This is a genomic window from Sphingobacterium kyonggiense (genome assembly GCF_039536825.1).
Lineage (GTDB): Bacteria > Bacteroidota > Bacteroidia > Sphingobacteriales > Sphingobacteriaceae > Sphingobacterium > Sphingobacterium kyonggiense.
Genome location: NZ_BAAAZI010000004.1, coordinates 325,740 through 350,260 on the forward strand (window position 1 = coordinate 325,740; position 24,521 = coordinate 350,260).

Below are 24,521 nucleotides of genomic sequence, written 5' to 3' on the forward strand. Positions count from 1 at the left end.
GGCGCCTTTGATTAAAAGGCGCTTTTTATTTAATCCTTTTCCTATTTTGCAGGTCTAACCAAGCATAATATGAGAAACATGAAAAAACCACTACTTTATATTTTCTTTCTTATTTGCCCCATTTTAAGCTTTGCTCAAGCAAAACCAATGGAACAGAAAAGCCATGGTAATGGTTTAAACCTGGTTAAAAACTTCATTAAAGATCTCGCTAATGAAGATATCGCATTGGATGTAATCCTCAGCCAATATGTACGTGTTACAGAGCCTTCCGATGAGCTGTACGATTATTTGGAAGTAAGTCTGGAGGAAATTCGCATCAACCTAATGATGAAGAAGCTGGAAATTATCCAATATAAATCCTATAAAGAGTTACCTCGAAAAGAAGTGAGGGACATTGATGTAGAAGATTTAAATACAGAAAACATGTATTTTCTTTACCATAAGGATCGTCTATTGACCAGCATCTATACTGAAGAAGGCAAAATTGCATCCTTTACATTGGTATCCAAAGGAAATGAAATGGCGCATTTTGTGTGTTATTAATTAACAAAAAATCATTTTTTCAATAGATTTCTTGCAAATATCAAAACAATCGTAGATATTTGTTTCACTTACAATGAAAGCACAACAGTTCAATAACTTATTTTGGTGGCACAACAGCTAATGTTGTGGCAATCACCTATTGAATGAATTATTTGAACTCAAAAAATAGCGGGCTTGCCTTTTAGGCAAGCCTTTTTTTATGGAATTATATGAAAGAAATTTTAGCACATTTATTTGAATACAAGTCTTTTAGCAGAAAAGAAGCTTACGACATCCTGACCAATATCGCCACAGGAAAATACGATACCCATCAGATTGCGGCCTTTATGACCATCTATGGAATGCGTAGCATCCGTGTGGAGGAATTAGGTGGATTTCGTGATGCCATGTATGATCTATGCCATAAATTAGACTTTAATGGTTATGATTTGATTGACATGTGCGGTACAGGTGGAGATGGAAAGAATACCTTCAATATTTCAACATTATCATCCTTTGTAGTGGCTGGGGCAGGCTATAAAGTTGCCAAACATGGAAATGTGGGTGTATCTTCGGGATGCGGATCTTCCAATGTTATGGAGTCCCTCGGCTATACTTTTAGTGCGGATAAGGATGTCCTGCAAAAACAATTGGAAGAAGCAAATATCTGTTTTCTACATGCGCCGTTATTTCACCCTGCAATGAAAACAGTAGCCCCTATCCGTAGAGCCTTGGGTGTTAAGACATTTTTCAATATGTTAGGCCCATTAACCAATCCTGCAAATCCCAAATTCCAATCTGTGGGGGTATTCAGTTTAGAGCTTGCTCGACTTTATGCCTATCTCTACCAACAAACAGATAAACAATACAGCATTATACATTCTTTGGATGGTTATGATGAAATTTCACTAACGGGCGATTTCAAAATCATCAATAATGCAGGTGAAAACTATTACACGGTAGAAGAGATTGGATTTAGTCCGGTTGCTGCACAGGATCTTGCTGGAGGTGAACAAGTAGATGAATCAGCCAAAACCTTTAGAACTATTATCCAAGGTGAAGGAACCGATGTACAAAACAATGTGGTATTGACCAATGCAGCTTTTGCCATCAAGACATTCCATCCTGAAAAAAGCTTTGGGGACTGTTATTACGAGGCAGAGGGATCGCTATTAGGATTAAAGGCTGCTTCAAGCTTAAATAAATTGGTAAATGGCTAAGAAACTATTGGTAAAGGTATGTGGCATGCGTGAGGATGAGAACATCCATCAACTCACTCAACTTGCAATTGATTACATTGGACATATCTTCTATCCAAAGTCCGCCCGATATATTGCTGATGCAAAATTATTGAACAGCAATCCAGATATCAAAAAGACTGGTGTGTTTGTTAATGCATCTTTAGAAGAAATCACCCAAGCCATCAAATCTTATCAACTTCATAGCATACAATTGCATGGTGATGAATCCGTGGAATTAATACAACAACTGAATCAATCTGGAGTTGAAATTATCAAGGCTTTCGGAGTGAACAATGACTTTGATTGGAATTCCTTGGAACCTTATTTAAATCACATTGACTACCTACTCTTCGATAGCAAGAGTTCCCAATATGGTGGAACTGGAGAACGGTTCAATTGGGAAAAATTAATAGAATACCCTTATGATAAACCCTATTTCTTGAGTGGGGGCTTATCCTTAGAAAATATACAAGAAGCTGTTGAATTTGAAGACAGCCGATTAATTGGTTTGGACTTAAACTCTCGTTTTGAGATCAGTCCAGGATTAAAAGACATAGAAAAAATAAAAGCGGCATTGAAAATCATAAACCATGAGTAAATATCAAGTAAATAGCAAAGGATATTATGGTCCATTTGGGGGAGCTTATATTCCCGAAATGTTGTATCCGAATGTGGAAGAGTTACAAGAACAATACCTTAAAATCATGGAGGATCCTTCCTTCAAAAAAGAGTTTGAAGAATTACTGAGAGACTATGTTGGTCGTCCATCTCCATTATATCCAGCAAAACGATTGTCTGAACGTTATAAAACAAACATTTTCCTGAAACGTGAAGACCTCAATCATACAGGTGCACATAAGATTAACAATACCATAGGTCAGATATTACTAGCTGAACGATTAGGAAAGAAACGCATTATAGCAGAGACCGGAGCAGGACAGCATGGCGTTGCTACAGCTACTGTATGTGCGTTGAAGGGACTAGAATGCGTGGTTTATATGGGCGAAATTGATATTCAAAGGCAAGCACCCAATGTGGCTCGCATGAAAATGATGGGAGCTACAGTTGTAGCTGCCAAATCAGGAAGTAAGACCTTAAAAGATGCTACCAATGAAGCTTTACGCGATTGGATCAACAATCCAGTGGATACACATTATATCATTGGTTCGGTGGTTGGACCGCATCCTTATCCCGATATGGTGGCTCGTTTTCAATCCATTATATCTGAAGAAACGAAGAAACAACTTCTGGAAAAAACAGGAAAAGAGAATCCAGATATCGTGATGGCCTGTGTAGGTGGAGGATCCAATGCAGCAGGTATGTTTTATCATTTCTTGGATGAAGAAGAGGTACAAATTATAGCAGTAGAAGCAGCAGGACATGGTGTAGACAGTGGGGAATCAGCAGCAACAACCGTATTGGGTCATGAGGGTGTGCTGCATGGTAGTCGTTCCATTTTGATGCAGACAGCGGACGGACAGGTTATCGAGCCATATTCTATTTCTGCGGGACTGGATTATCCGGGTATTGGACCACAACATGCTTGGTTATTTAAATCCGGACGTGGACAATATGTTTCCGCAACGGATGAAGAAGCCATGAATGCAGGTCTACTTCTCACCAAGTTGGAAGGTATCATCCCAGCTATTGAGAGCTCTCATGCTTTAGCACATCTGGAGAAAATGACCTTTAATGGTGATGAAACAGTGGTAATCTGTCTTTCAGGACGTGGAGATAAGGATTTAGATAATTACATGAAATACTTTGGTTTTTAATCATGACGCAGATAAACAAACAAGCAAACGGATTGCTATCGATATATTTTACAGCTGGATACCCCAGTTTAGAAAGCACAGTAGACATTGCTGAAGCATTAGAAAAAGCTGGTGCAGACTTCCTTGAAATAGGATTCCCTTACTCAGACCCAGTGGCAGACGGACCTACTATTCAGTTTAGCTCTGAAGAAGCACTAAAGAACGGAATGACCTTACAGGTTCTTTTCGAACAGCTACAAGACCTGCGTAAGCGTGTGAGCATTCCGGTTTACCTAATGGGATATTTTAATCCAGTATTACAATATGGTGTAGAGAACTTCTGTAAGAAGTGTAAAGAAGTAGGCGTCAATGGAACGATTATCCCTGATCTTCCTATGTATGAATATGAGGAATTGTATGAGAATATTTTTCAAGAAAATGGAATAAGCAATATCTTCTTGGTTACTCCTCAAACATCCGATGAAAGAATTCGCAAAATTGATAAGCTGTCTTCAAGTTTCATTTACTTATTATCATCCAATGCTACAACAGGAACCCAATTAAACATTCAAGATCAATCGGAACGTTATTTCCAACGCATTAAGGATATGGATTTGGACAACCCAGTCGTTATTGGCTTTGGGATCCACAATAAAGATACTTTTCAAAAAGCAACTACCTATGCACAAGGGGCAATTGTGGGAACAGCATTTGTTAAATTATTAGCAGAAGAAAACTATTTAGACAAAATCCCAAATTTTATCAAAGCTTTAAAAGGGAAGTAAGAGGATCTGCATACGTGGTGTTTAAATGCGCATTAAAAAATAAAGGGGGAAAATTAATTTTCCCCCTTTATTTTTAGTTTACTTTTCTTAAAATTTTGTTTGATAAGAATAGTACCAAGCCTGCTGCGCATGTTAAACCGACTAGGCCTGCATACAACAAGTTTGGATGTGCAGCTAAAGTTTCCATAAATTATTAGGTTATTACATTAAGTTATTCCGAATATAATTACAGTAGTTTTTAGAAACAAGAAAAATTAAAATTATTTTATCCACACTATTGCGGACAACAATTCTTATATTTGAAATTCTATGCGTAAAATAGTTGCAATAATCCTTTTAATGATTTATTCTGTATGCAGTACAGGAGCAACTATCTATTTACACCATTGTGGAAAACACACTTCTTATTCCATCGATCAATATTCTAAAGTATCACATGACAATTGCCCTAACTGCTTAAAAGAACATGATAATAAGGAACATACAGAAGACAATTCCTGTTGCAAGGATGACCAATGTAAAGATCGACAGATCGACCTAAAATCGGATACCGAGCAACTTCAAACAAAAACATCCTTACAGAATTTAATAAGCTTCTCCCCTGCTATTGTCCTTATCCCGTGGATTATGGAACAATGGAAAGAAGCATTGGACGACAATAATAAGTCTAACAATCTACTTGCATCAATTCCGATACAAGATTTAGAACCCGTACATCTTCTGCATTGCAACCTAAGAATTTGATAAATAGCCCAACTCCATTGAATTAATTTATTTGGATAAACTATTTATTTAATTTTTATATGAACACGATTAAAAGTATCATCATTGGTACCTTAGTATTATTGAGCAATTTTACATTCGCTCAATCCACGACAATAAAAGAAGAATTTGAAGTTGCAGGAAACTGCGGCATGTGTAAAAAACGCATTGAAAAAGCCGGGAAAGATGCTGGCGCAAGTAGTATTAATTGGGATGCAACAACTCATATTGCTAAAGTCACTTTCGACAGCAAGAAAACATCCCTAGAGAAAATCAAGAAATCCATGGCTGATGCGGGTCATGATACCAGAGAATTTCGCGCAACACAAGAAGCCTACGATAAGCTTCATGAATGCTGCTTATACCCACGGTGGGATGATAAAAGCAATGGCACTCATGCTAAAAAAGAACATGACCACGACCATGACCACGACCACGATCATGACCATGAAGGTGAGGCACATGATCACGATGAACACGAAGGACACGATCATGGTGAAGCAAAAGCAGATGATAAAGGTGGACATGACCACGACCATGATCACGAAGTAACTGGTGTTGTTGTTAATGAAAATGAAAAAGGTGATTTAACCCCCATCACTGATGTGACCGTTTATTGGGCTGATGCACCAAATAAAAAAGTAAAAAGTAATGAAAACGGCGTGTTTAAAATCATGCACGTTAAGCCGTACCGTTATTTAGTGGTTGCCCATGCGAGTATGACATCTGACACGGTGGAAGTGAAGAATCTTCACGACATTGTGGTTATACAAGCAAAAAATAATGTTTTGCAAGAGGTTGTTATTTCTAGAAGACAAAAGACCAATTACATCAATAAACTAAGCCCTGTACGCGTAGAAACCATCACAGCCAAAGAATTGTTCAAAGCAGCTTGTTGTGATTTGAGTGAAAGTTTCAGTACCAATGCTTCTGTAGATGTAGTAAGCTCAGATGCTGTTACTGGAGCAAAACAAATCCAAATGCTTGGTCTAAGTGGGATTTATACTCAATTAACTGTGGAGAATCTACCCGGTCCTCGTGGCTTTGCTTCTCCCCTAGGATTAAACACCATTGCCGGAACTTGGATTGAGTCCATCAATATCAGTAAGGGTATTGGTTCTGTAGCCAATGGATTTGAAAACATGGCTGGACAGATCAATGTGGAACTTAAAAAACCGCATAATACCGATAAGCTTTATTTTAATGCTTATGCCAATAACATGGGTCGTACAGATGTCAATTTAAACTTAGCTACACACATCAATGAAAAATGGTCTGTTGGTTTATTACTGCATGATAACTTCATGTATAATAAGAAAATGAACTTTAGTGACAATGGTTTCAGGGATATGCCTGTCGGCAACTTGTTCTCCGGAGTAAACAGATGGCATTATGAAAACGGAAAAGGCATTATAGCACAATTCGGTGTAAAATACCTAAATGATGACCGCGTAGGCGGACAGATTGATTTCAATGAGAAAACCGATAAATTCACGACAAATCACTACGGTCTAGGATTCAAAAATGAACGCATTGAAGGATTTGGTAAACTGGGTTATGTATTCCCAACCAATAAACACCGTAGTATTGGTTTACAATTATCAGCTAGTCGTTATAAGCAAGACAGTTATTTTGGATTAACTGGCTACGATAATGAGCAACAGTCTATGTATGCTAACCTTCTTTTCCAGGATATTTTTTCCAGTGTGGCCCATAAATACAAAGTTGGTGCTTCATTTCAATACGACAAATTCGATGAAGATTTAAGTCGTGTTAACAGCAGCAACAATTTTGCTTATCAATTTGGACGTAAAGAGTCTGTCGCTGGTGCGTTCTTAGAATATACGTACAGCCCGACTGAAAAGTTTGATGCTGTTCTAGGAATTCGTCAGGACTATAACAATCTATATGGTTGGTTTACTACCCCTCGTGCGGTATTACGTTACGAACCTATCTTAGGTACGACCTTCCGTATCAGCTCAGGACGTGGACAACGTACAGCGAATATCTTTGCTGAGAACCTAGGTATTTTTGCTTCCAGTCGCGAGATCCGCAACTTAGATCAATTAGCTAATGGATCCAATGCTTATGGTTTAAAACCAGAAGTTTCTTGGAACACTGGACTAATGTTTGATCAAAGCTTCCAATTATTTGGTCGTGAATCAGGTATTGCCATTGAATTATTCCACAATACTTTCCAAAATCAGGTAGTAGTGGATTTCGAAAATCCTGATCAAGTTGCATTCTATAACTTGGATGGAAAATCTTATTCCAACAGTTTACAAGCTGATTTCCGTTTTATGCCTGCAAATCACTTTGAGGTTCGCATGGCTTATCGTATGTTGGATGTACAGACTGACTATGAATCCGGCAAATTACAAAAACCACTTACGGCAAAACACCGTGGATTCTTAAACTTAGCCTATAACCTTCATTCAGGATGGAGTTTTGATTATACGCTAAACATGGTTGGCAAGAAGCGTTTGCCAAATACCAGTACAAATCCAGCGCCTTACCAATTGGCAAATCAATCCGATGCCTATGTGACTATGAATGCACAGGTTAGTCGTACATTCGGTAAGAACAAAAACTTTGACATCTATATCGGTGGAGAAAACTTAACAAATTTTTACCAGAAGGACCCAATCTTGGCTTACGATGATCCATTTGGTTCTAACTTCGATACGAATATGCTTTGGGGTCCAATCGCAGGACGTATGTTTTATACCGGTATCCGTTACCATATAAAATAATTCCATAGCTAATCAGAAACCATTACCCTCAGCTTATTTATATGAGCTGAGGGTAATTTTTTTGAGGATGAGGGTATACAGTTCACTTAAAAGCTCCTTGAATAAGAATGTGTAGCAACCCAATAAAAAAATATTTTCTTGCTATTATAAAATCTAATACATAACTTAGCCACCGCTTATAGAGAAAGGCAGAGGGACTAGACCCAATGAAGCCTTAGCAACCTGTCACTTGACAAGGTGCTACATTCTACCCCCGAAAGGGAAAGATAAGCTGGCCATACTAGCCCTTAGTAGCCTTCTCTTAGCAAACAACTTTAGTGAAAAATTAATTAAGTAGAATACTTTATGTTATTAACGAACAATTTAGGTTACCCACGTGTGGGCGCATTCCGCGAATTGAAGAAAGCTAACGAAGCTTACTGGGCGAAAAAGATCAGCGCGGAAGAATTATTGCAAGCAGGACTGAAAATCCGTGAAGGCAACTGGAAGACTCAAAAGGACGCAGGAATTGACCTGATCCCTTCTAACGACTTCTCCTTTTATGATCAAGTCTTAGACCTTTCTCTTACTGTAGGTGCTATCCCAGCACGTTACAACTCTTTGTTAAACAAAATCGACCGTCAGTATAACCTAGATTTATACTTTGCTATGGCGCGTGGTTTCCAAGAAGGAGGAGTAGATGTAACGGCGATGGAGATGACCAAATGGTTCGACACCAACTACCACTATATCGTTCCTGAATTCGTGAAAGATCAGTCTTTCAAATTGACTTCAGAGAAATTCCTTAGCGAATACAATGAAGCTAAACAACAAGGAATTGAAACAAAACCGGTAATCTTAGGTCCTATTTCTTACTTATTATTAGGTAAAGAAAAAGAATTTGGCTTTAACCGTATCGACTTAATCGATAAATTACTTCCGGTTTACGAAGAAATCTTAGCAAAATTGGCTGATGCTGGCGCGCAATATGTTCAGATCGATGAGCCATTCTTAGCTTTAGATATCGATGATGCAACCCGTGCGCTTTATGGTAAAGTTTTTGAAAAACTTGCTGCAGCAGCTAAAGGCATCAAATTAATCGTTGCTACTTACTTCGAGGCATTACGCGATAATGAGGATACGGCATTAGCACTTCCAGTACACGCGCTTCACCTAGACCTTGTTCGTGGTGAAAACCAACTCGACTCTATATTAGCTAAAGTACCTGCAAACCTAACCCTTTCTTTAGGTGTGGTTGAAGGCCGTAACATTTGGAAAAATGACTACGAGAAATCTTTAGAAAAAATCAAACAAGCTGTAGATAAATTAGGAAAAGACCGCGTATGGGTTGCTCCTTCTTCTTCTTTACTTCATGTTCCTTTTGATTTAGACAATGAACAAAACGAAGAATCTCTTCCTGCGGAAGTGAAAAACTGGTTAGCATTTGCTAAACAAAAATTAGCTGAAGTAAAAGACTTAGCTGTATTAGCTGAAGGTGATGTAGATGCAGATACGCAAAAACGTTTTGAAGCAAATAAAGCTGCAAACGAAAGCCGTCGTACTTCTCCATTAATCCACAGACCAGAAGTTAAAACTCGTGTTAGCAATATCACTGATGATGATGCTACTCGTACTTCTAAATTCAATGACCGTAAAGTTGCGCAACAAGCGAAGTTCAACCTTCCAGCATTCGCAACAACTACAATCGGTTCATTCCCACAAACAAAAGACGTTCGTAAATGGAGAGCAGACTTGAAAAAAGGATCTATCTCTCAAGAGCAATACGATAAAGAAATCGCTGAAGAAACAGAAAGAACTATCCGTCTACAAGAGCAATTGGATATCGATGTATTAGTACATGGTGAATTCGAGCGTAATGACATGGTGGAGTATTTCGGAGAGCAATTAGCGGGATATGCATTCACTCAAAACGGATGGGTACAATCGTACGGTTCTCGTTGTGTGAAACCTCCAATTATTTATGGTGATGTATTCCGTCCAGAAGACATGACTGTTCGTTGGTCTGCATATGCACAATCATTAACTAACCGCCCTGTAAAAGGTATGTTAACTGGTCCAGTAACGATCTTACAATGGTCTTTCGTACGTAACGACCAACCTCGTTCTACCACGACTTACCAAATTGCATTGGCTATCTTAGACGAAGTTCAAGCTTTAGAAAAAGCTGGTATCAAAATCATCCAAATTGATGAGCCTGCTATCCGTGAAGGTCTTCCTCTACGTAAAGCTGATCAACAAGATTACTTGGATTGGGCAGTACGTGCTTTCCGTGTTTCTTCTTCAAATGTTGATGATGATACACAGATCCACACACACATGTGTTACTCGGAATTCAACGATATCATTGAAGACATCGCAGCAATGGATGCAGACGTAATTACTATTGAGACTTCACGTTCTCAAATGGAATTATTAGACGCTTTCGCTGACTTTAAATATCCTAATGATATTGGTCCTGGTGTTTATGACATCCACTCGCCACGTGTACCTAGTACTGATGAAATGGTGAACTTATTGCGCAAAGCGAAAGCAGTAGTTCCTTCTGAGCAACTATGGGTTAACCCTGATTGTGGTTTGAAAACTCGTGCTTGGCCAGAAACTAAAGCTGCTTTAGAATCAATGGTAGAAGCTGCCAAAATTCTTAGAGCAGAGTAATCGCAAAAGAAATAGTGATATAAAATATAATTTGTTGCCAGGCCGGACTTATGTTCGGCCTGACTTTTTTAATACGAGATAATAAATTGGCAATCCCAATAAAATCAAAATAAAGCCCGGCCAAGTATATTGCGGCTTGAAAACAATCAATAAACCGCAGAAAACAGCTCCTATTACTAAATATATGATCGCTGGTAATGGATATAAGAAAGTTTTGTAAGGACGCTCCAATTCTGGATGCTTAAAACGTTGGTAAATCACGCCAACCACGGTAACCATATAAAATATGACGATGACAAAGGACACCATATCCAATAAGTTCCCATATTGACCACTCAAACATAAGATAGAAGCCCAGATCCCTTGAAACCATAAAGATCGACCTGGAACATCATGTTTGTTATTCGGAATGGCTTGCTTTAAGAACAAGCCATCTTTGGCCATAGACTGAAATACTCTAGCTCCAGATAGCACAATACCATTCACACAGCCAAAAGTGGATAACATCACCAATACAGCCATGATGATAGTTCCAGTATGCCCCAACAACTTCTCAGCAGCAGCAATAGCCACACGGTCATTGCTAGCAAAAGCTATCTCTTCCCTACTGAGTGCTGACAGGTAAACATAATTGCACAGCAAATACAGAAGCATCACCAAACTCGTTCCTACTACCATGGAAACCACTACATTTCGCTTGGGATTCTCAATTTCTCCTGCTACAAAGGTCACATTCTCCCAAGCGACACTTGAAAAAATAGAGCCTACCATTGCTGCGGGTACTCCTCCCATCAGAACGCCCCCAGATATACCCTTCCAACCAGAGCCATCTAAATTCTGGAAAGAATCCCAACCGTAACTAAGGTTCTCTAAGAAGAAATTATTTTTGATTAGCAGTAGGCCTCCTACAATAAGCAACACTAGCGCAATAATCTTAGAAGAGGTAAAGACCAATTGCACCAATTTGCCGCTTCGAACTCCCCGTGTATTGATGTAGGTTAGCAAAATAATCACTGCAATAGCAATAATCTGCATCCAAGTAATCATGAAAGTACCATTTTGATAGAGAGGAGGAGCATCACTTAAACCAGGGATAACATAGGCGGCAAACTTACCAAAAGCTACCGCAACAGCAGCGATTGTTCCGGTTTGAATGACAGCAAAAAGGCTCCAACCATAGAGAAAGCCTGTTAACTTACCAAAGATTTCAGTGAGGTAGGTATATTGTCCTCCTGCTTTAGGATACATAGAGGATAATTCACCATAGCAGATTGCAGCAGCAATCGTAGCTATGGTCGTGATGAGCCAAACTGCAATGAGCCAATAACCAGAGCCTAATTGTCGCATCATATCCGACGAAACAATATATATCCCGCTCCCAATCATTGACCCCATCACAATCATGATGGCATCACGAAGGTTCAATTGTTTTCTCATACTTTAGGTTTTGCGGATATAAACGTACAAATAATCAAGCAATTAGAGAATAGTGCAATAAAAAATTTAAACTATTTCAATTATCTATTGTTTTAAAATAAAAAGCACAACTATGAAACGTATAAAGGGATTTTTAATCGCATTTTTGTTCACCTCCTTATTGAGCAGCTGTTCAGTAATTGAAGGTATCTTTAAAGCCGGAGTTTGGTCTGGTATCATTGTAGTCGTATTGGTTGTTGCCATTTTGGTATGGATCATTACACGATTTATGGGCGGAGGGCAGAAATAATTTTAACTAAATATAACGTATTCTTAATCTGAATACTTGTAAATTCATGGCAATATAAGTTAGCTCATGAAAGAATTTAGCTTCATCCTTCTTATTGCCTTTAATCTGCTGTTTGTTCAAGCACAAGAGAACTATCCGTCGCCCAGTAATAAAACGGATGTATTATTTTATATTCAACATAATCAAGGAAAAAATACTTTCATTTATGCCTTGAATAAAAATAATAAAGGTGAAATTCATTACAATAATCCCATTAAGGTTTATCGGCAATTATTTGAAAAGAATGGTGAAGTTCGACCTTTAACTGGAATCCAGAAGACTTTTGCCTATGGCATAAATATTAAGAAATTGTCAGGAGATAAATATGAAGCAAATATTGTTTCAATCCCCGAACAAAAGCTTTACTTGCATTTACCTAAATCAGGAACACCGTTTGTTATTACAAAAGTAAATGGACAATATATTCGTCTTGATCGTATTTTTATTAAAATAAAAGATGGCACTTCTGGTCTAAGTACAAAACTCGATTATATCCTCTATTACGGTCAAAGTAATGGCAAGAATCAATCTTTAAAACAAGAAATGCCTTAAGAATACTCCTTCATACTACTTAACCTTAATTTCAAAGCCAGTATTATTTTAGTATATTGAGGTAAATTACCTTTAACGCCTATGTACCTCGTCTTTGCCTTATGCTTTTTAACGATTGGAATTGTTTCCATCAGAAAAGAAAATAAAACCACCAAAACTATTGGTTATATCCTCTTTGTTGCTGCCATCCTAAATCTGATATTGCATTTTACAAAACAATAAGTCGAGAACTCCCTTTTTCTGATCTCCTATCAGTAATTAAAACGCCTGTGTAATAATTTTAACTTTCAGTAATATTCTACAGCAAAAAATTGATATCTTCATGAAATATTATGAACACATATTATTAAACTATTAATTTCATGAAATTAAGATCAATCCTATTATTACTGACTTTATCATTCGGTGTAACGCAATTTTCTTATGCACAAAAAAAGAAACAACCCGTAATAATTCAGGCTTCTATCGACAACCCTGATTTAATTGGAAGTTGGCAATATAAAACATTTATAACTCAAGCAGGTGAATCCGTTCCTTTTAATGGATATACCCTAAAAGTTTATGGCAAGGACCGCAGCTTTCAAACAATAACACTAACAGAGAAAGGCTTTATTATGACGCATTCGGGAACATTTAAATCCATTTCAAAAGATAGATATAAGGAAATAATTGGCGGTGGCAACGATGTTTTAAATGCGCATTTAGTAGACCAAAATGCAGGTATCCAATATCAACTTTCCGAAGATAAAAATACGCTAACCGTAAGATTCAATGTAAAAGAAAATCAACCTCCAGGAACATTTGAATTCACAGAAGTCTGGACTAGAATTTTGCCGTTTAATAAGTAAGAATAAAACAAAAAACTTAATAACATTTAAAGGCAGAATAGTAGGTTAAACTATTCTGCCTTTTTTAATTTCTTAAATAGTAGAATCTACTAGGATTTAATTAGCGAAATTTAAATCAAGTGAAACAGCAATGGAAAGCTACCTTTTAAGTTCTAATTTCATTATACCTTCCTCGAAAACTTCTCTTCAAATGCCTTTTCCAAGGCAAACATTTCATCACGTAATTTAGCCGCCTCCAAGAACTCCATTTCCTTGGCTGCTTTCTCCATACGCTTCCTAACCGTTTCGATTGCCTTTTTCATTTCCTTCTCACTCATATACTCGATCAATGGATCGGCTGCTACGGAAGAACTTGCATCCGGTTCAACATAGGCCTTTGGCTCACCCTTAAAGTCTGCAACAGAAGTCTGCTCTAGAATTTCCTCTCGGGTTTTACCTACAGTCCTTGGCGTGATGCCATGTTCTGTATTGTAGTTCATTTGTTTCTCACGACGTCTATTGGTCTCATCAATTGTCACCTGCATGCTGTCCGTCATTTTATCGGCATACATGATTACCCGCCCTTTATCGTTACGTGCAGCACGACCAATGGTTTGTATTAAGGATCTTTCGGAACGTAAGAATCCTTCCTTATCCGCATCCAAAATAGCAACCAAGGTTACTTCTGGTAAATCCAAACCCTCACGTAATAGGTTGACACCTACCAAAACATCAAATTCCCCAAGTCGTAAACCTCTCAATATCTCCACCCGCTCCAGTGTTTTAACCTCCGAGTGTATATAGCGTACTTTGATATTTAAACGGGACATATACTTGGTCAACTCCTCTGCCATACGTTTGGTCAAGGTAGTAGCCAATACACGTCCACCTTCTTTTATGGTCTTATCTACTTCTTCCAAGAAATCATCTACTTGATTGATCGCTGGTCTGACTTCAACCACCGGATCCAATAATCCTGTAGGGCGAATCACCTGCTCCACAACCACCCCTTCTGTTTGTTGCAATTCATAATCACCTGGTGTCGCCGAAACATAAAGTGTCTGATTCGTCAAAGACTCAAACTCTGGAAAGTTTAATGGCCTATTATCCAGCGCTGCAGGAAGTCGGAAACCGTGTTCTACTAAAGAAATCTTTCTGGACCTATCCCCACCATACATCGCTCTTAACTGCGGAATGGTCACATGGCTCTCATCGATGACCAATAAATAATCTTCTGGAAAATAATCCAGCAAGCAGAATGGTCGCATACCCGGTTCTCTACCATCAAAGAATCTGGAATAGTTCTCAATTCCCGAACAGTAGCCCAGCTCCCGCATCATCTCCAAATCGTAGTTTACACGTTCTTCCAGTCGCTTCGCTTCCAACATTTTCCCCTCCTCTTCCAATTGGGTTTTCCGAGCCATTAGCTCCTCCTGAATGGAAAAGATAGATTGAGTAAATTTCTCCTTAGGCGTCACGAAAAGGTTTGCTGGAAATAAAGCTAAGCTCTCATGCTTTTCCAATGTCCTGCCCGATACCGGATCGATCTCACTAAGTTCATCTATTTCATCACCAAAAAAAGAAATACGGTATGCCGAATCCTGATAGGCTGGATACACATCAATGGTATCTCCTTTTACCCGGAACGTACCACGCTTAAATTCAGCGGTAGTCCTAGCGTAAAGTATTTCCACTAATTTATATAGAAATGCATTTCTACTAATTGTAGTCCCGACGGCAAATCGGAAAATTGATCTAGAAAAATCTTCTGGATTACCCATACCGTAAATACAGGAAACGGAGGAAACAACGATAACATCCCTTCTTCCCGACATTAAAGCCGAAGTCGTTGCCAAACGCAATTTCTCAATCTCCTCATTGATCGCCAAATCCTTCTCGATGTAGGTATTGGAAGAAGCGATAAATGCCTCTGGCTGATAATAATCGTAATAAGACACAAAATAATTGACTGCATTCTCCGGGAAGAATTGTTTAAATTCTCCGTAAAGCTGTGCTGCCAAGGTCTTATTATGACTGAGAATGAGTGTTGGTTTCTGCGTTTCTTGAATAACATTCGCTACTGTAAAGGTTTTACCCGATCCAGTAACCCCTAAAAGAGTCTGATAGGTTTCTCCATCATTTACGCCCTGAACAAGTTCTTTGATAGCCTGTGGCTGATCTCCAGTAGGTTTATATTCGGATGTTAATTTAAATTTCATAGAATGCCTTTCCTGACACTAAACTATCAAATATTATTCCCGAATAAAACTATATGAGTTTCCAGCGGTTAAATACAAAAATTAATTAGTAATTTGCTGTATAAGGAGACTTTTTGTCATGGTAACTATCTTAACAAAACAAAATACGATTGCCAATCACTTTTTGGCAGAATTACGTGATGTTCGAATCCAACGCGATCGCATGCGCTTTCGTAGAAATCTAGAACGCATTGGTGAAATCATGGCTTATGAAATTTCCAAAACCTTCGAGTATAAAGCTACTGAAGTAGAGACACCATTGGGCATGGCTAATACACACCTGTTAAGCGAACAGCCGGTCATTGCGACCATTATCCGTGCAGGTCTACCCTTTCACCAAGGTTTTCTAAACTATTTTGACCGGTCAGACAGTGCTTTTATTGCGGCTTTCCGACACACCAAAAAAAGTGGCGAATTTGAGATTCACAAGAAATACCAGAACACACCTAATCTGGATGATAAGATTGTCATCGTTGCTGACCCCATGTTAGCCACTGGTCGCAGTCTGGTACTTTGTTGTAAGGATTTACTCAGTGAGTACAATATCCGTGAGCTGCATATAGCTACTGTTATTGCTTCAGAAGAAGGGTTACAACATGTGCAGGCCTTTCTCCCTGAGGTGCAAATTTGGGTAGGTGAAGTCGATAAGGAAATGACCAGCAAGTCTTATATAGTCCCAGGATTAGGGGATGCGGGCGATCTGGCTTATGGAAACAAGGAATAAGGGACGAAAGGACCAAAAAAATCAGTAAACAAATATTTAGCAATAACTTAACACACAATACCAAGATAATGAACAACATATCAGTAAATTTAGTAAACAAATTTTCACAATATGGAATGGCAAAAATACAATGGAGAGACCCTGAAATTACCCATATGGTCTGCAGTTGAGGAAACCATCCTCCGGGAGAATGAAATTGGCAATAAACTGAAGGTATACATCGGTACAGATTCCCAAGTAAAACGAGGAACTGTTGAATTTGCCACCGTCATCGTCTTCCTCCGCGAACACCGAGGTGGTTTTATGTTTATCCGTAAGGACCGTAAAAACCACAACATGACCATCAAAGAAAGAATGCTTTTAGAAGTTCAGCATTCCATCGAAACAGCCTACGAACTTTGCCCCCTCTTAGAACAGTATCAAATCGATCTGGAAGTACACGCCGACATCAATACCAATCCGAATTTCCAATCCAACACCGCCCTTAAGGAAGCAATGGGTTATATTTTAGGAATGGGATTTATCTTTAAGGCAAAACCTGAGTCTTTTGCAAGCACAAACTGTGCAAACAAGCTTGTTCAATAAGCTACAAAAGACCCTTTCTAGTAGTAATAGTCTTCTTTAATTACCCCAAATAATTAAAGAGTGAAGAATTTACTCCCCTAAATTTTAAGCAATTTCTTTCCACTAAATTGCTGAAAGGGACAGCTACCCTCCTTAATTTCTGGTTTTCTTCAGATACACATGTGTCCTCATTTGTATTATTTAGCTAATTCGTATAGTTTTTTATCGATTGTGTAAGTGTAGAACTGGGTAGTCAGATTGTCTTTTATTTTATAAGTTTTTTTGTAGATGCTATAATTTATTGCATTCACATTCCAATTGAATGAGTTGGGTTCATATTTGAAAACAATTTTTTTTCCGTCATGAAATTTGACAATTATAGAATCATTAGATGCTGGAGAAAAAGTATAATCAAACTGGTTATGGTCCCTACTAATACTGATACTGTCAGTTATATCCACAGATACTTTTTCAGCATTCAGTTTATAAAAATCAATCGAAATCTTATTTGGGAGTATGTTTTTATACACATAAATATCTTCAAAAAATGGTTCATTAGTATCAGTACATGATATAAATGATGCCAGCAATGCTATTAACGATATTTTAAATAAGTTGTTCATAAAGTAAAAACAACAAGTTGTCTTGTAAATACGCGACACTTGATGAAAATTTTTTAACTAGATTAGCTTTTAAACTGGTTAATTCATAAACTATTAAATAGAATTCTGACAGCGGAAAAAAATTGATTGGAGAATATACTATATGGCGGTCGATGCATGCATCGACCCTACATGAAACGGAAAAACCCAACCTAATACCCTCATCTAACACCCTTTCTATCCCAAATCTCATATCTCACATCTAGCAGCGAAGCGGTCACTTTACTTTTTTAATCCGAACGAATAGATAACTGTATAGGAAGGACGTATGGTAGGGGCAGCACTAAGCGTGATTGAAGAGGGGGTTATCCCCGATGAAAACGAGCGGAATGTCTGCCCGTTTTTTTGTTTTGAAAGACAATAGAATTCTGAAAGCGGAAAAAAGATTTGAATTAAGGTATTTGGGTATTGATTATTAGCGGTCGATGCAAGCATCGCCCTACAAACAATCGTGAAAATATAACCAATAATTCCCCTAACTGTAGGGTCGAAGCATGCTTCGACCGCCTTTTAACTAACTATATTTCAACCTATTTACTTAATCTAAATGCATTGTTTAAAGTTCCTTCATCTTCGATTCAGGATGTAAACAACAAACACTAGAGGTGAGGTTTAGGATATTATCTATTAGCGGTCGATGCATGCATCGACCTACATGAAACGGAAAAACCCAACTTAACACTCACACCTAACACCCTTTCTATCTCAAATCTCATATCTCACATCTAGCAGCGAAGCGGTCTCTCTCAGGGGTTTTATTCGACACTTCTTCGGATCTCCTTCGGAACTTGTTCGGAACTCCTTCGGAACTTCTTCGGATCTCGTTCGGTTAGAAGCGAACGAGATCCGAACAAGGTCCTTATCAGATCCAAGGAAATTCCTTGAGAGTCTCGAAGCATACTAGAACCAAAACAGAAGGAAACATAAAGCCTTCCCAAGGTAAAACCATACAGTTTTCTTATTGAATGCAAATGGACAGTAGGGATAAAAAGCTTTAGAATTTTCAGTAATATTGCTATTCTATGCAGGCAACATCCAAAACTCCCATTAAAATAGCTGTAGTAGGTCCAGAATCTACAGGAAAATCCAGTATGGCAAAGTATTTAGCTCAAACTTTTAATGGATTGATGGTCCCGGAATATTCTCGTTATTACTGTGCTAATCTGAACAGGGAATACAGCATGCAAGATGAGCTGAATATGTTTTATGGACAAGTTGCTTTAGAGGAAGCGATGTTAGCTACGGAACCAACGCTATTGGTTTGTGATACGACCATTTTAACCGTAAAAATCTGGTGTGACCATCTATTCGGAGAAACGCCGGAAGTGGTGAAAAATGAAATCCGGAATAGAGCCTATGATTTTTATTTATTGATGGATATTGATTTGCCTTGGGAAGATGACCCCTTGCGGGATTTTCCAGAACAAAGGGAACACTTCTTATCCGTTTGGACACAGGAACTGAAAGCAATAGACGCCCGCTATGAGCTGATTTCGGGACTGGGAACCCAACGGTACCTCCGGGCAAAAGAAGTCGCTCAGAACCTCTTAAAATAAGCCCTTGAGGAAAAGAAATTTCTTAGAGTAGGCTAAAAGATTATAGAAATGTTCTTTTTTCAACTTTGCCTGTAGTTCGTCCCTATTTAGTCTTACCTTTTTTCCATTGTATTCTAATTCCACCCATTCAAAGACATCAGGAAAACCATTCGTCGCGGTTGCAAGTCGTGTTGTGCTTAATGCAGGAAGTTCAACTTGTATCAGCCTATTACCTTCTTCTTTGATAGCCAATTTCGTCGCTATTCCATTGTAAAAATCCTTTCCATCTAAACCTTCTTCAAATTCGACTCCTGGAATGAAATCAAGGTCCATTTTGGAATTATTTTGTGTTTCTATGGTTTGAATATGTAGGGTAACTGGAGCATTCAAATTGTTAATTAGGAATACTGGCCACATAAATGAACAGGAACTCAAAAAGAAGCAAGTTAATGCTAAAACGAAGAGTGAGATTTTCGATTTCATCTTTTTAGATTATTTTCGAATGTACAAAAAAAAGGAGTCTCAAAATTTATGAGACTCCTTTATTTTTTTAATAGCTATTAATACCTATAAGCTTCTGGCTTATAAGGCCCTTCTACTGTTACACCGATGTACTCAGCTTGTTCTGGAGTTAACTCATCCAACTCGACACCAATATGGGCTAAGTGAAGACGTGCAACTTTCTCATCCAAGTGTTTTGGTAAAGTATAAACTTCTTTTTTGTATTGATCGGTATTCATCCAAAGTTCCAATTGCGCCAAGGTTTGGTTTGTGAATGAATTTGACATCACGAATGATGGGTGTCCAGTTGCACAACCTAAGTTTACCAAACGACCTTCAGCCAATAGGATGATATCCTTACCATCAATAGTATATTTATCAACCTGAGGTTTGATCTCTACTTTACTATCTCCATGGTTATTGTTTAACCAAGCAACATCGATCTCGTTATCGAAGTGTCCGATATTACAAACAACCGTTTTATCTTTCATCGCTTTGAAGTGTTCAGGACGAATGATATCCTTGTTACCTGTTGTAGTCACTACGATATTTGCTTCTTTGATCGCTTCATTCATCTTTTTCACTTCGTAACCTTCCATCGCAGCTTGTAAAGCACAGATCGGATCGATTTCCGTAACGATTACTCGTACTCCAGCAGAACGCAAAGACTCCGCAGAACCTTTACCTACATCACCATAACCAGCTACTACAGCTACTTTACCTGCTAACATTAAATCGGTAGCACGGCGGATAGCATCAACTAAAGACTCACGACAACCATATTTGTTATCAAATTTTGATTTTGTAACAGAGTCATTCACATTGATTGCCGGTAAATGAAGCGTACCGTTTTTCATACGCTCATATAAACGGTGAACACCTGTTGTAGTTTCTTCTGATAAACCTTTGATGCCATCGATTAATTCAGGGAATTGATCGAAAACCATGTTCGTTAAGTCACCACCATCATCTAAGATCATGTTTAACGCTTGACGATCTTCGCCAAAGAACAAAGTTTGCTCAATACACCAGTTGAATTCCTCTTCGTTCATACCTTTCCATGCATATACAGGGATACCAGCGGCAGCAATAGCAGCAGCAGCATGATCCTGCGTTGAGAAGATATTACATGAAGACCAAGAAACATCAGCACCAAGTTCAACCAAGGTTTCGATTAAAACAGCCGTTTGAATAGTCATGTGCAAACATCCAGCAATACGAGCGCCTTTTAAGGGTTTAGAAGCCCCAAATTCCTTACGAAGGGACATTAGTCCAGGCATTTCAGCTTCGGCCAATTCTATTTCTTTTCGTCCCCACTCTGCTAAAGAGATGTCTTTTACTTTGTATGGAACATAGGTAGTTTCTAATGATGACATATGTTTTTGTTTTTAATTTGAACGCCACAAAATTACTTGATAACCAAATCAATTCAAAGTATTAACGAATTATTAAGTTTAAAATTGACATTATCTTGAGGATATAAATTTGATTTAGGTAGGTTTTCAAGTTATATTTGTAGAAAACTAGTAAAGGAGAGAGATATGTACCCAGAATATTTAGTGGCGCCGATGCGTCAAGAGTTAGTTGATGCTGGCTTTCAAGAATTAAAAACTTCGGAAGAAGTTGAGTCTGCTATTCCTTCAGAAGGAACAGTATTCGTTGTTGTTAACTCGGTATGCGGATGTGCTGCAGCAAATGCTCGTCCAGCAGCGAAAGCAGCAGTAAAAAATGAGAAACACCCTGACAAATTAGTTACTGTATTTGCAGGTATGGAAAAAGACGCTGTTGATAGAGCACGTCAATACATGTTGCCTTACCCACCATCTTCACCAGCAATGGCTTTATTCAAAGATGGTCAATTGGTACACATGATAGAAAGACATATGATTGAAGGGCGCCCTGCTCAAATGATTGCAGACAACTTAGTTGCTGCTTTCGATGAGTATTGCTAAGCAATCATTGTATTTTGATTTTTGAATATCGAAAAAGCTTCTTTTAACCTTAAAAGAAGCTTTTTCTGCTTATTATAGTTTTCCAACCTTTTCTTATTACATTTGTTAACTGGCTTCATTAATTATGAATAAGTTAACTACCAACATCCTTATCCTATTCTTTTTCTTTTGTTTAGTGGGCTGTACCACCAATAAACAAATCGACTTGATTGTTTATAATGCCAAAATCTATACGGTAGATTCTGCATTCAGCAATATTGAGGCATTTGCAGTAAATAACGGAGTATTCATTGAAATGGGTAGCTCCCAAGAATTGTTGAATAAGTATCAAGCAAAAGAAAAACTGGATGCTCAAGGCAAATTCATCTATCCTGGTTTTTATGATGCACATGGACACTTTTTCATGTTGGCTGAAGCAATGGACGAAGTAAGCCTTTTAGGTGCCAAATCTTATGATGAAGTAATCCTTCGTTTAAAAGATTATGTGGCTGCACATCCCGAAAAGAAATGGATTATCGGGAATGGTTGGGATCAAAACCTATGGCCGGATAAAAACTTCCCTGTTCGGGACTCTCTTGACAAGTATTTTCCTGATTTACCTATTTTCTTAAGCCGTGTAGATTATCATGCTGCCCTTGCCAGTGGGAAGGCATTGGAGATTGCTAGCCTAGATTCCGCTTATTTTGTGGATGGTGGATTGATCTCGGTGAACAAAGAAGGTTTGCCCGATGGAATTCTGATTGATAATGCCATGCAATTGGTGAGTAAGCACATTCCAAAGAATCAAAACAGTGCCCTCCTAAAAATGCTTCGCCGTGCGCAAGATTCCCTCCTATCCGTGGGTTTGACGAGTATTGTGGATGCCGGATTAACAGAAGACCAGATCGATGCCTTGAAGGTGTTTTATAATGAAGATTCTTTACAGATTCGAGATTATGCCATGGTGATGGCTACCCCAAGCAGTGTTAAACAATACCTCAGATCAGGTACGTTTGAATCTGATCGACTAACTGTACGTTCCTTCAAGTTGATGGCTGATGGAGCTTTAGGATCTCGTGGAGCCTGCTTATTACATGCTTATCATGATGCACCAACGCATGGATTCTTACTTCAAAGTCCAAAGGAATTTGACCAATTGATCCAAAGACTTGCTAACAGTAATTTCCAGGTAAATACACATGCTATTGGCGATTCAGCGAACCGCATCATATTGGATACCTACGGAAAGTATATCAAGAATGGTCAAGACCGTCGTTGGAGAATAGAACATGCACAGATTATTGATCCTGCAGATTTCTCGAAGTTTAAGACCTTTCAAATCATCCCTTCGGTACAACCTACTCATGCCACATCCGATATGTATTGGGCCGGTGATCGACTTGGACCAGATCGTATAAAAACTGCCTATGCTTACAAAGAACTTCTTAACCAATATGGTATGCTTGCGCTAGGAAGTGATTTCCCCGTGGAACATTTTAATCCTTTATATGGGTTTCATGCTGCTGTAGCACGAGTAGACAAAAATGGTTTTCCCAATGGCGGCTTTCAAATGGAAAATGCCATTACGCGAGAACAAGCGCTTCGAGGCATGACTATTTGGGCAGCCTATTCGTGTTTTCAAGAAAAGAAAAGAGGAAGTATTGAAAAAGGTAAAGATGCTGATTTTGTGATTTTAGAGGAGGACATCATGACCGCTGATGCGAACAAACTTCGAGATATAAAGACTTTAAGAACCGTAATTGCTGGTGAGACTGTCTACCAAAGAAGCAAATAGATTTTTCTTAACTTATATATTATACAGTTCAATAGTCTGTTTCTGCGCTATACCAGTACTTTTTTGTGAAGTAGAGAGCAAGACTCAGAATTAGGAGCCCTGGGATTCCAACAATAGCAAACAGGAAGAGTGCATACTTGGCATAATAGGCTGATAACTCATCGCGATTAATATCTTGACCTAAATAAATATTGCCGAAGCCAGATTTATAGAAACCATGCAATTGCTGCATATCGGTAAATACCCTGTATTTATCATCCCTGGGAAAAGACTCAAAATATTGAAATTGTCTTAAGTCCATTCGTTTAAAATGGATCATGGAACTCTTGACAAAGTCTTGTCCATAATTCTCATTGAAATCCGCCTTGTCTATTACTTTCGTATAATCAAAGGCTAACCAGGCACGAGCAAAAGATCGGTAAGCATCTTCAAATTGGAAAATTGGAACCAAGAAAAGTACATTTACTCGTACTTTCCCCAGAGGGACATTCAATCCATCTTCCATGTAATTAAAAGGAATTACACGCATTCGATCCACATACCAATTATCAACCTCCAAAAAACTGGGATTTACATTTTCTTTGAGGTCTTTCATATTGCTCAGATGCAGAACAGATCCAAAGTTGTAGCGTAGGCTTTTCCAAACCGGTTGAAATAAAATAGCGGTTAATAGGGGCAATGATAAAAATAAGATGAAATTCTTTTTAGGGATTTGTCCCCAAAGATCTCTTCCGAAATCAATTCCTTGGCCAACCCATTTATTAAATAAAGCAACCAAAATGAAGCTCATAAAAAACGGCATAAACAGTCGAGCCCATAATGGCCAATTGACATCGGAATTGAAAAATAGAGCGATCAACAATACAGTGCTTAAAAATAAGCTGAGTAAAAGAAGAGCAAGGCTAGGAAGAAAAAACTTCTTAAACAGCATAGAT

General features: G+C 38.3%; 22 protein-coding genes and 1 riboswitch. Of the genes, 16 read left to right on the forward strand and 6 right to left on the reverse strand.

The window, feature by feature from the left end:
- The first annotated feature begins 78 nt into the window (after positions 1–78).
- From ABD676_RS02525 to metE, 8 genes are all read left to right on the forward strand, one after another.
- Positions 79–543, forward strand: coding sequence for a hypothetical protein (locus ABD676_RS02525; protein WP_344673096.1), 465 nt, complete (start codon positions 79–81; stop codon positions 541–543).
- Between the two features lie 209 nt (positions 544–752).
- Entirely contained in the window at positions 753–1,742 is a 990-nt protein-coding gene (gene trpD / locus ABD676_RS02530) for an anthranilate phosphoribosyltransferase (protein WP_344673097.1), read from the forward strand.
- Positions 1,735–2,361, forward strand: coding sequence for a phosphoribosylanthranilate isomerase (locus ABD676_RS02535; protein WP_344673098.1), 627 nt, complete (start codon positions 1,735–1,737; stop codon positions 2,359–2,361). Before trpD ends, ABD676_RS02535 begins: the two co-directional genes overlap by 8 nt.
- The gene (gene trpB, locus ABD676_RS02540) at positions 2,354–3,538 is read left to right on the forward strand and encodes a tryptophan synthase subunit beta (protein ID WP_344673099.1); all 1,185 of its coding nucleotides are present in this window, start codon (positions 2,354–2,356) and stop codon (positions 3,536–3,538) included. Before ABD676_RS02535 ends, trpB begins: the two co-directional genes overlap by 8 nt.
- 2 nt (positions 3,539–3,540) lie before the next feature.
- Positions 3,541–4,302, forward strand: coding sequence for a tryptophan synthase subunit alpha (trpA, locus tag ABD676_RS02545; protein WP_344673100.1), 762 nt, complete (start codon positions 3,541–3,543; stop codon positions 4,300–4,302).
- Positions 4,303–4,611: 309 nt separating this feature from the next.
- Positions 4,612–5,046 carry an HYC_CC_PP family protein gene (locus ABD676_RS02550; protein WP_486387592.1) on the forward strand — a complete coding sequence of 145 codons (435 nt, stop codon included), beginning with the start codon at positions 4,612–4,614 and terminating at the stop codon, positions 5,044–5,046.
- 59 nt (positions 5,047–5,105) lie between these two features.
- Entirely contained in the window at positions 5,106–7,817 is a 2,712-nt protein-coding gene (locus tag ABD676_RS02555; protein WP_344673102.1) for a TonB-dependent receptor domain-containing protein, read from the forward strand.
- A gap of 173 nt (positions 7,818–7,990) precedes the next feature.
- A riboswitch (SAM riboswitch) is annotated at positions 7,991–8,090 on the forward strand.
- 72 nt (positions 8,091–8,162) lie between these two features.
- Positions 8,163–10,472 carry a 5-methyltetrahydropteroyltriglutamate--homocysteine S-methyltransferase gene (gene metE, locus ABD676_RS02560; RefSeq protein WP_344673103.1) on the forward strand — a complete coding sequence of 770 codons (2,310 nt, stop codon included), beginning with the start codon at positions 8,163–8,165 and terminating at the stop codon, positions 10,470–10,472.
- 48 nt (positions 10,473–10,520) lie between these two features.
- On the opposite strand, the gene ABD676_RS02565 is transcribed toward metE, so the two are convergent.
- Positions 10,521–11,909: an APC family permease gene (locus ABD676_RS02565; protein WP_344673104.1), complete on the reverse strand. Its 1,389-nt coding sequence runs from the start codon at positions 11,907–11,909 to the stop codon at positions 10,521–10,523.
- A gap of 112 nt (positions 11,910–12,021) precedes the next feature.
- On the opposite strand from ABD676_RS02565, the gene ABD676_RS02570 reads away from it, so the two are divergent.
- From ABD676_RS02570 to ABD676_RS02580, 3 genes are all read left to right on the forward strand, one after another.
- Positions 12,022–12,198: a hypothetical protein gene (locus tag ABD676_RS02570; protein ID WP_344673105.1), complete on the forward strand. Its 177-nt coding sequence runs from the start codon at positions 12,022–12,024 to the stop codon at positions 12,196–12,198.
- Positions 12,199–12,264: 66 nt separating this feature from the next.
- A complete protein-coding gene (locus ABD676_RS02575; RefSeq protein ID WP_344673106.1) occupies positions 12,265–12,789 on the forward strand; it encodes a DUF4833 domain-containing protein in 525 nt (174 codons plus the stop codon).
- A 362-nt stretch (positions 12,790–13,151) separates the two neighbouring features.
- Positions 13,152–13,637: a DUF4488 domain-containing protein gene (locus ABD676_RS02580; RefSeq protein ID WP_344673107.1), complete on the forward strand. Its 486-nt coding sequence runs from the start codon at positions 13,152–13,154 to the stop codon at positions 13,635–13,637.
- Positions 13,638–13,798: 161 nt separating this feature from the next.
- Here the strand turns inward: ABD676_RS02580 and uvrB are convergent, their stop codons facing one another.
- Positions 13,799–15,835, reverse strand: a complete 2,037-nt coding sequence (gene uvrB / locus ABD676_RS02585) for an excinuclease ABC subunit UvrB (RefSeq protein ID WP_344673108.1) — start codon at positions 15,833–15,835, stop codon at positions 13,799–13,801.
- Between the two features lie 118 nt (positions 15,836–15,953).
- Between uvrB and upp the strand changes: the two genes are divergently transcribed.
- Both upp and ABD676_RS02595 read left to right on the forward strand, forming a co-directional pair.
- The gene (gene upp / locus ABD676_RS02590) at positions 15,954–16,598 is read left to right on the forward strand and encodes a uracil phosphoribosyltransferase (RefSeq protein ID WP_344673109.1); all 645 of its coding nucleotides are present in this window, start codon (positions 15,954–15,956) and stop codon (positions 16,596–16,598) included.
- 111 nt (positions 16,599–16,709) lie between these two features.
- Positions 16,710–17,183 (forward strand): ribonuclease H-like YkuK family protein, encoded by a 474-nt coding sequence (locus ABD676_RS02595; RefSeq protein ID WP_344673110.1) that lies wholly within the window; start codon positions 16,710–16,712, stop codon positions 17,181–17,183.
- 176 nt (positions 17,184–17,359) lie between these two features.
- Here the strand turns inward: ABD676_RS02595 and ABD676_RS02600 are convergent, their stop codons facing one another.
- Entirely contained in the window at positions 17,360–17,785 is a 426-nt protein-coding gene (locus tag ABD676_RS02600) for a hypothetical protein (RefSeq protein WP_344673111.1), read from the reverse strand.
- Between the two features lie 1,061 nt (positions 17,786–18,846).
- Here ABD676_RS02600 and ABD676_RS02605 point away from each other — a divergent pair.
- Positions 18,847–19,380, forward strand: a complete 534-nt coding sequence (locus tag ABD676_RS02605; RefSeq protein ID WP_344673112.1) for an AAA family ATPase — start codon at positions 18,847–18,849, stop codon at positions 19,378–19,380.
- On the opposite strand, the gene ABD676_RS02610 is transcribed toward ABD676_RS02605, so the two are convergent.
- Both ABD676_RS02610 and ahcY read right to left on the reverse strand, forming a co-directional pair.
- Positions 19,372–19,842, reverse strand: coding sequence for a hypothetical protein (locus ABD676_RS02610; protein ID WP_344673113.1), 471 nt, complete (start codon positions 19,840–19,842; stop codon positions 19,372–19,374). The genes ABD676_RS02605 and ABD676_RS02610 overlap by 9 nt on opposite strands.
- Positions 19,843–19,919: 77 nt before the next feature.
- Positions 19,920–21,236, reverse strand: a complete 1,317-nt coding sequence (gene ahcY / locus ABD676_RS02615; protein WP_344673114.1) for an adenosylhomocysteinase — start codon at positions 21,234–21,236, stop codon at positions 19,920–19,922.
- A gap of 165 nt (positions 21,237–21,401) precedes the next feature.
- On the opposite strand from ahcY, the gene ABD676_RS02620 reads away from it, so the two are divergent.
- Complete coding sequence (locus tag ABD676_RS02620; protein ID WP_344673115.1) at positions 21,402–21,812, forward strand: BrxA/BrxB family bacilliredoxin; 411 nt, start codon at positions 21,402–21,404, stop codon at positions 21,810–21,812.
- 124 nt (positions 21,813–21,936) lie between these two features.
- On the forward strand, positions 21,937–23,586 hold the full coding sequence (locus ABD676_RS02625; RefSeq protein WP_344673116.1) for an amidohydrolase: 1,650 nt from the start codon (positions 21,937–21,939) through the stop codon (positions 23,584–23,586).
- A gap of 28 nt (positions 23,587–23,614) precedes the next feature.
- On the opposite strand, the gene ABD676_RS02630 is transcribed toward ABD676_RS02625, so the two are convergent.
- Complete coding sequence (locus ABD676_RS02630) at positions 23,615–24,376, reverse strand: hypothetical protein (RefSeq protein WP_344673117.1); 762 nt, start codon at positions 24,374–24,376, stop codon at positions 23,615–23,617.
- Between the last annotated feature and the right edge of the window lie 145 nt (positions 24,377–24,521).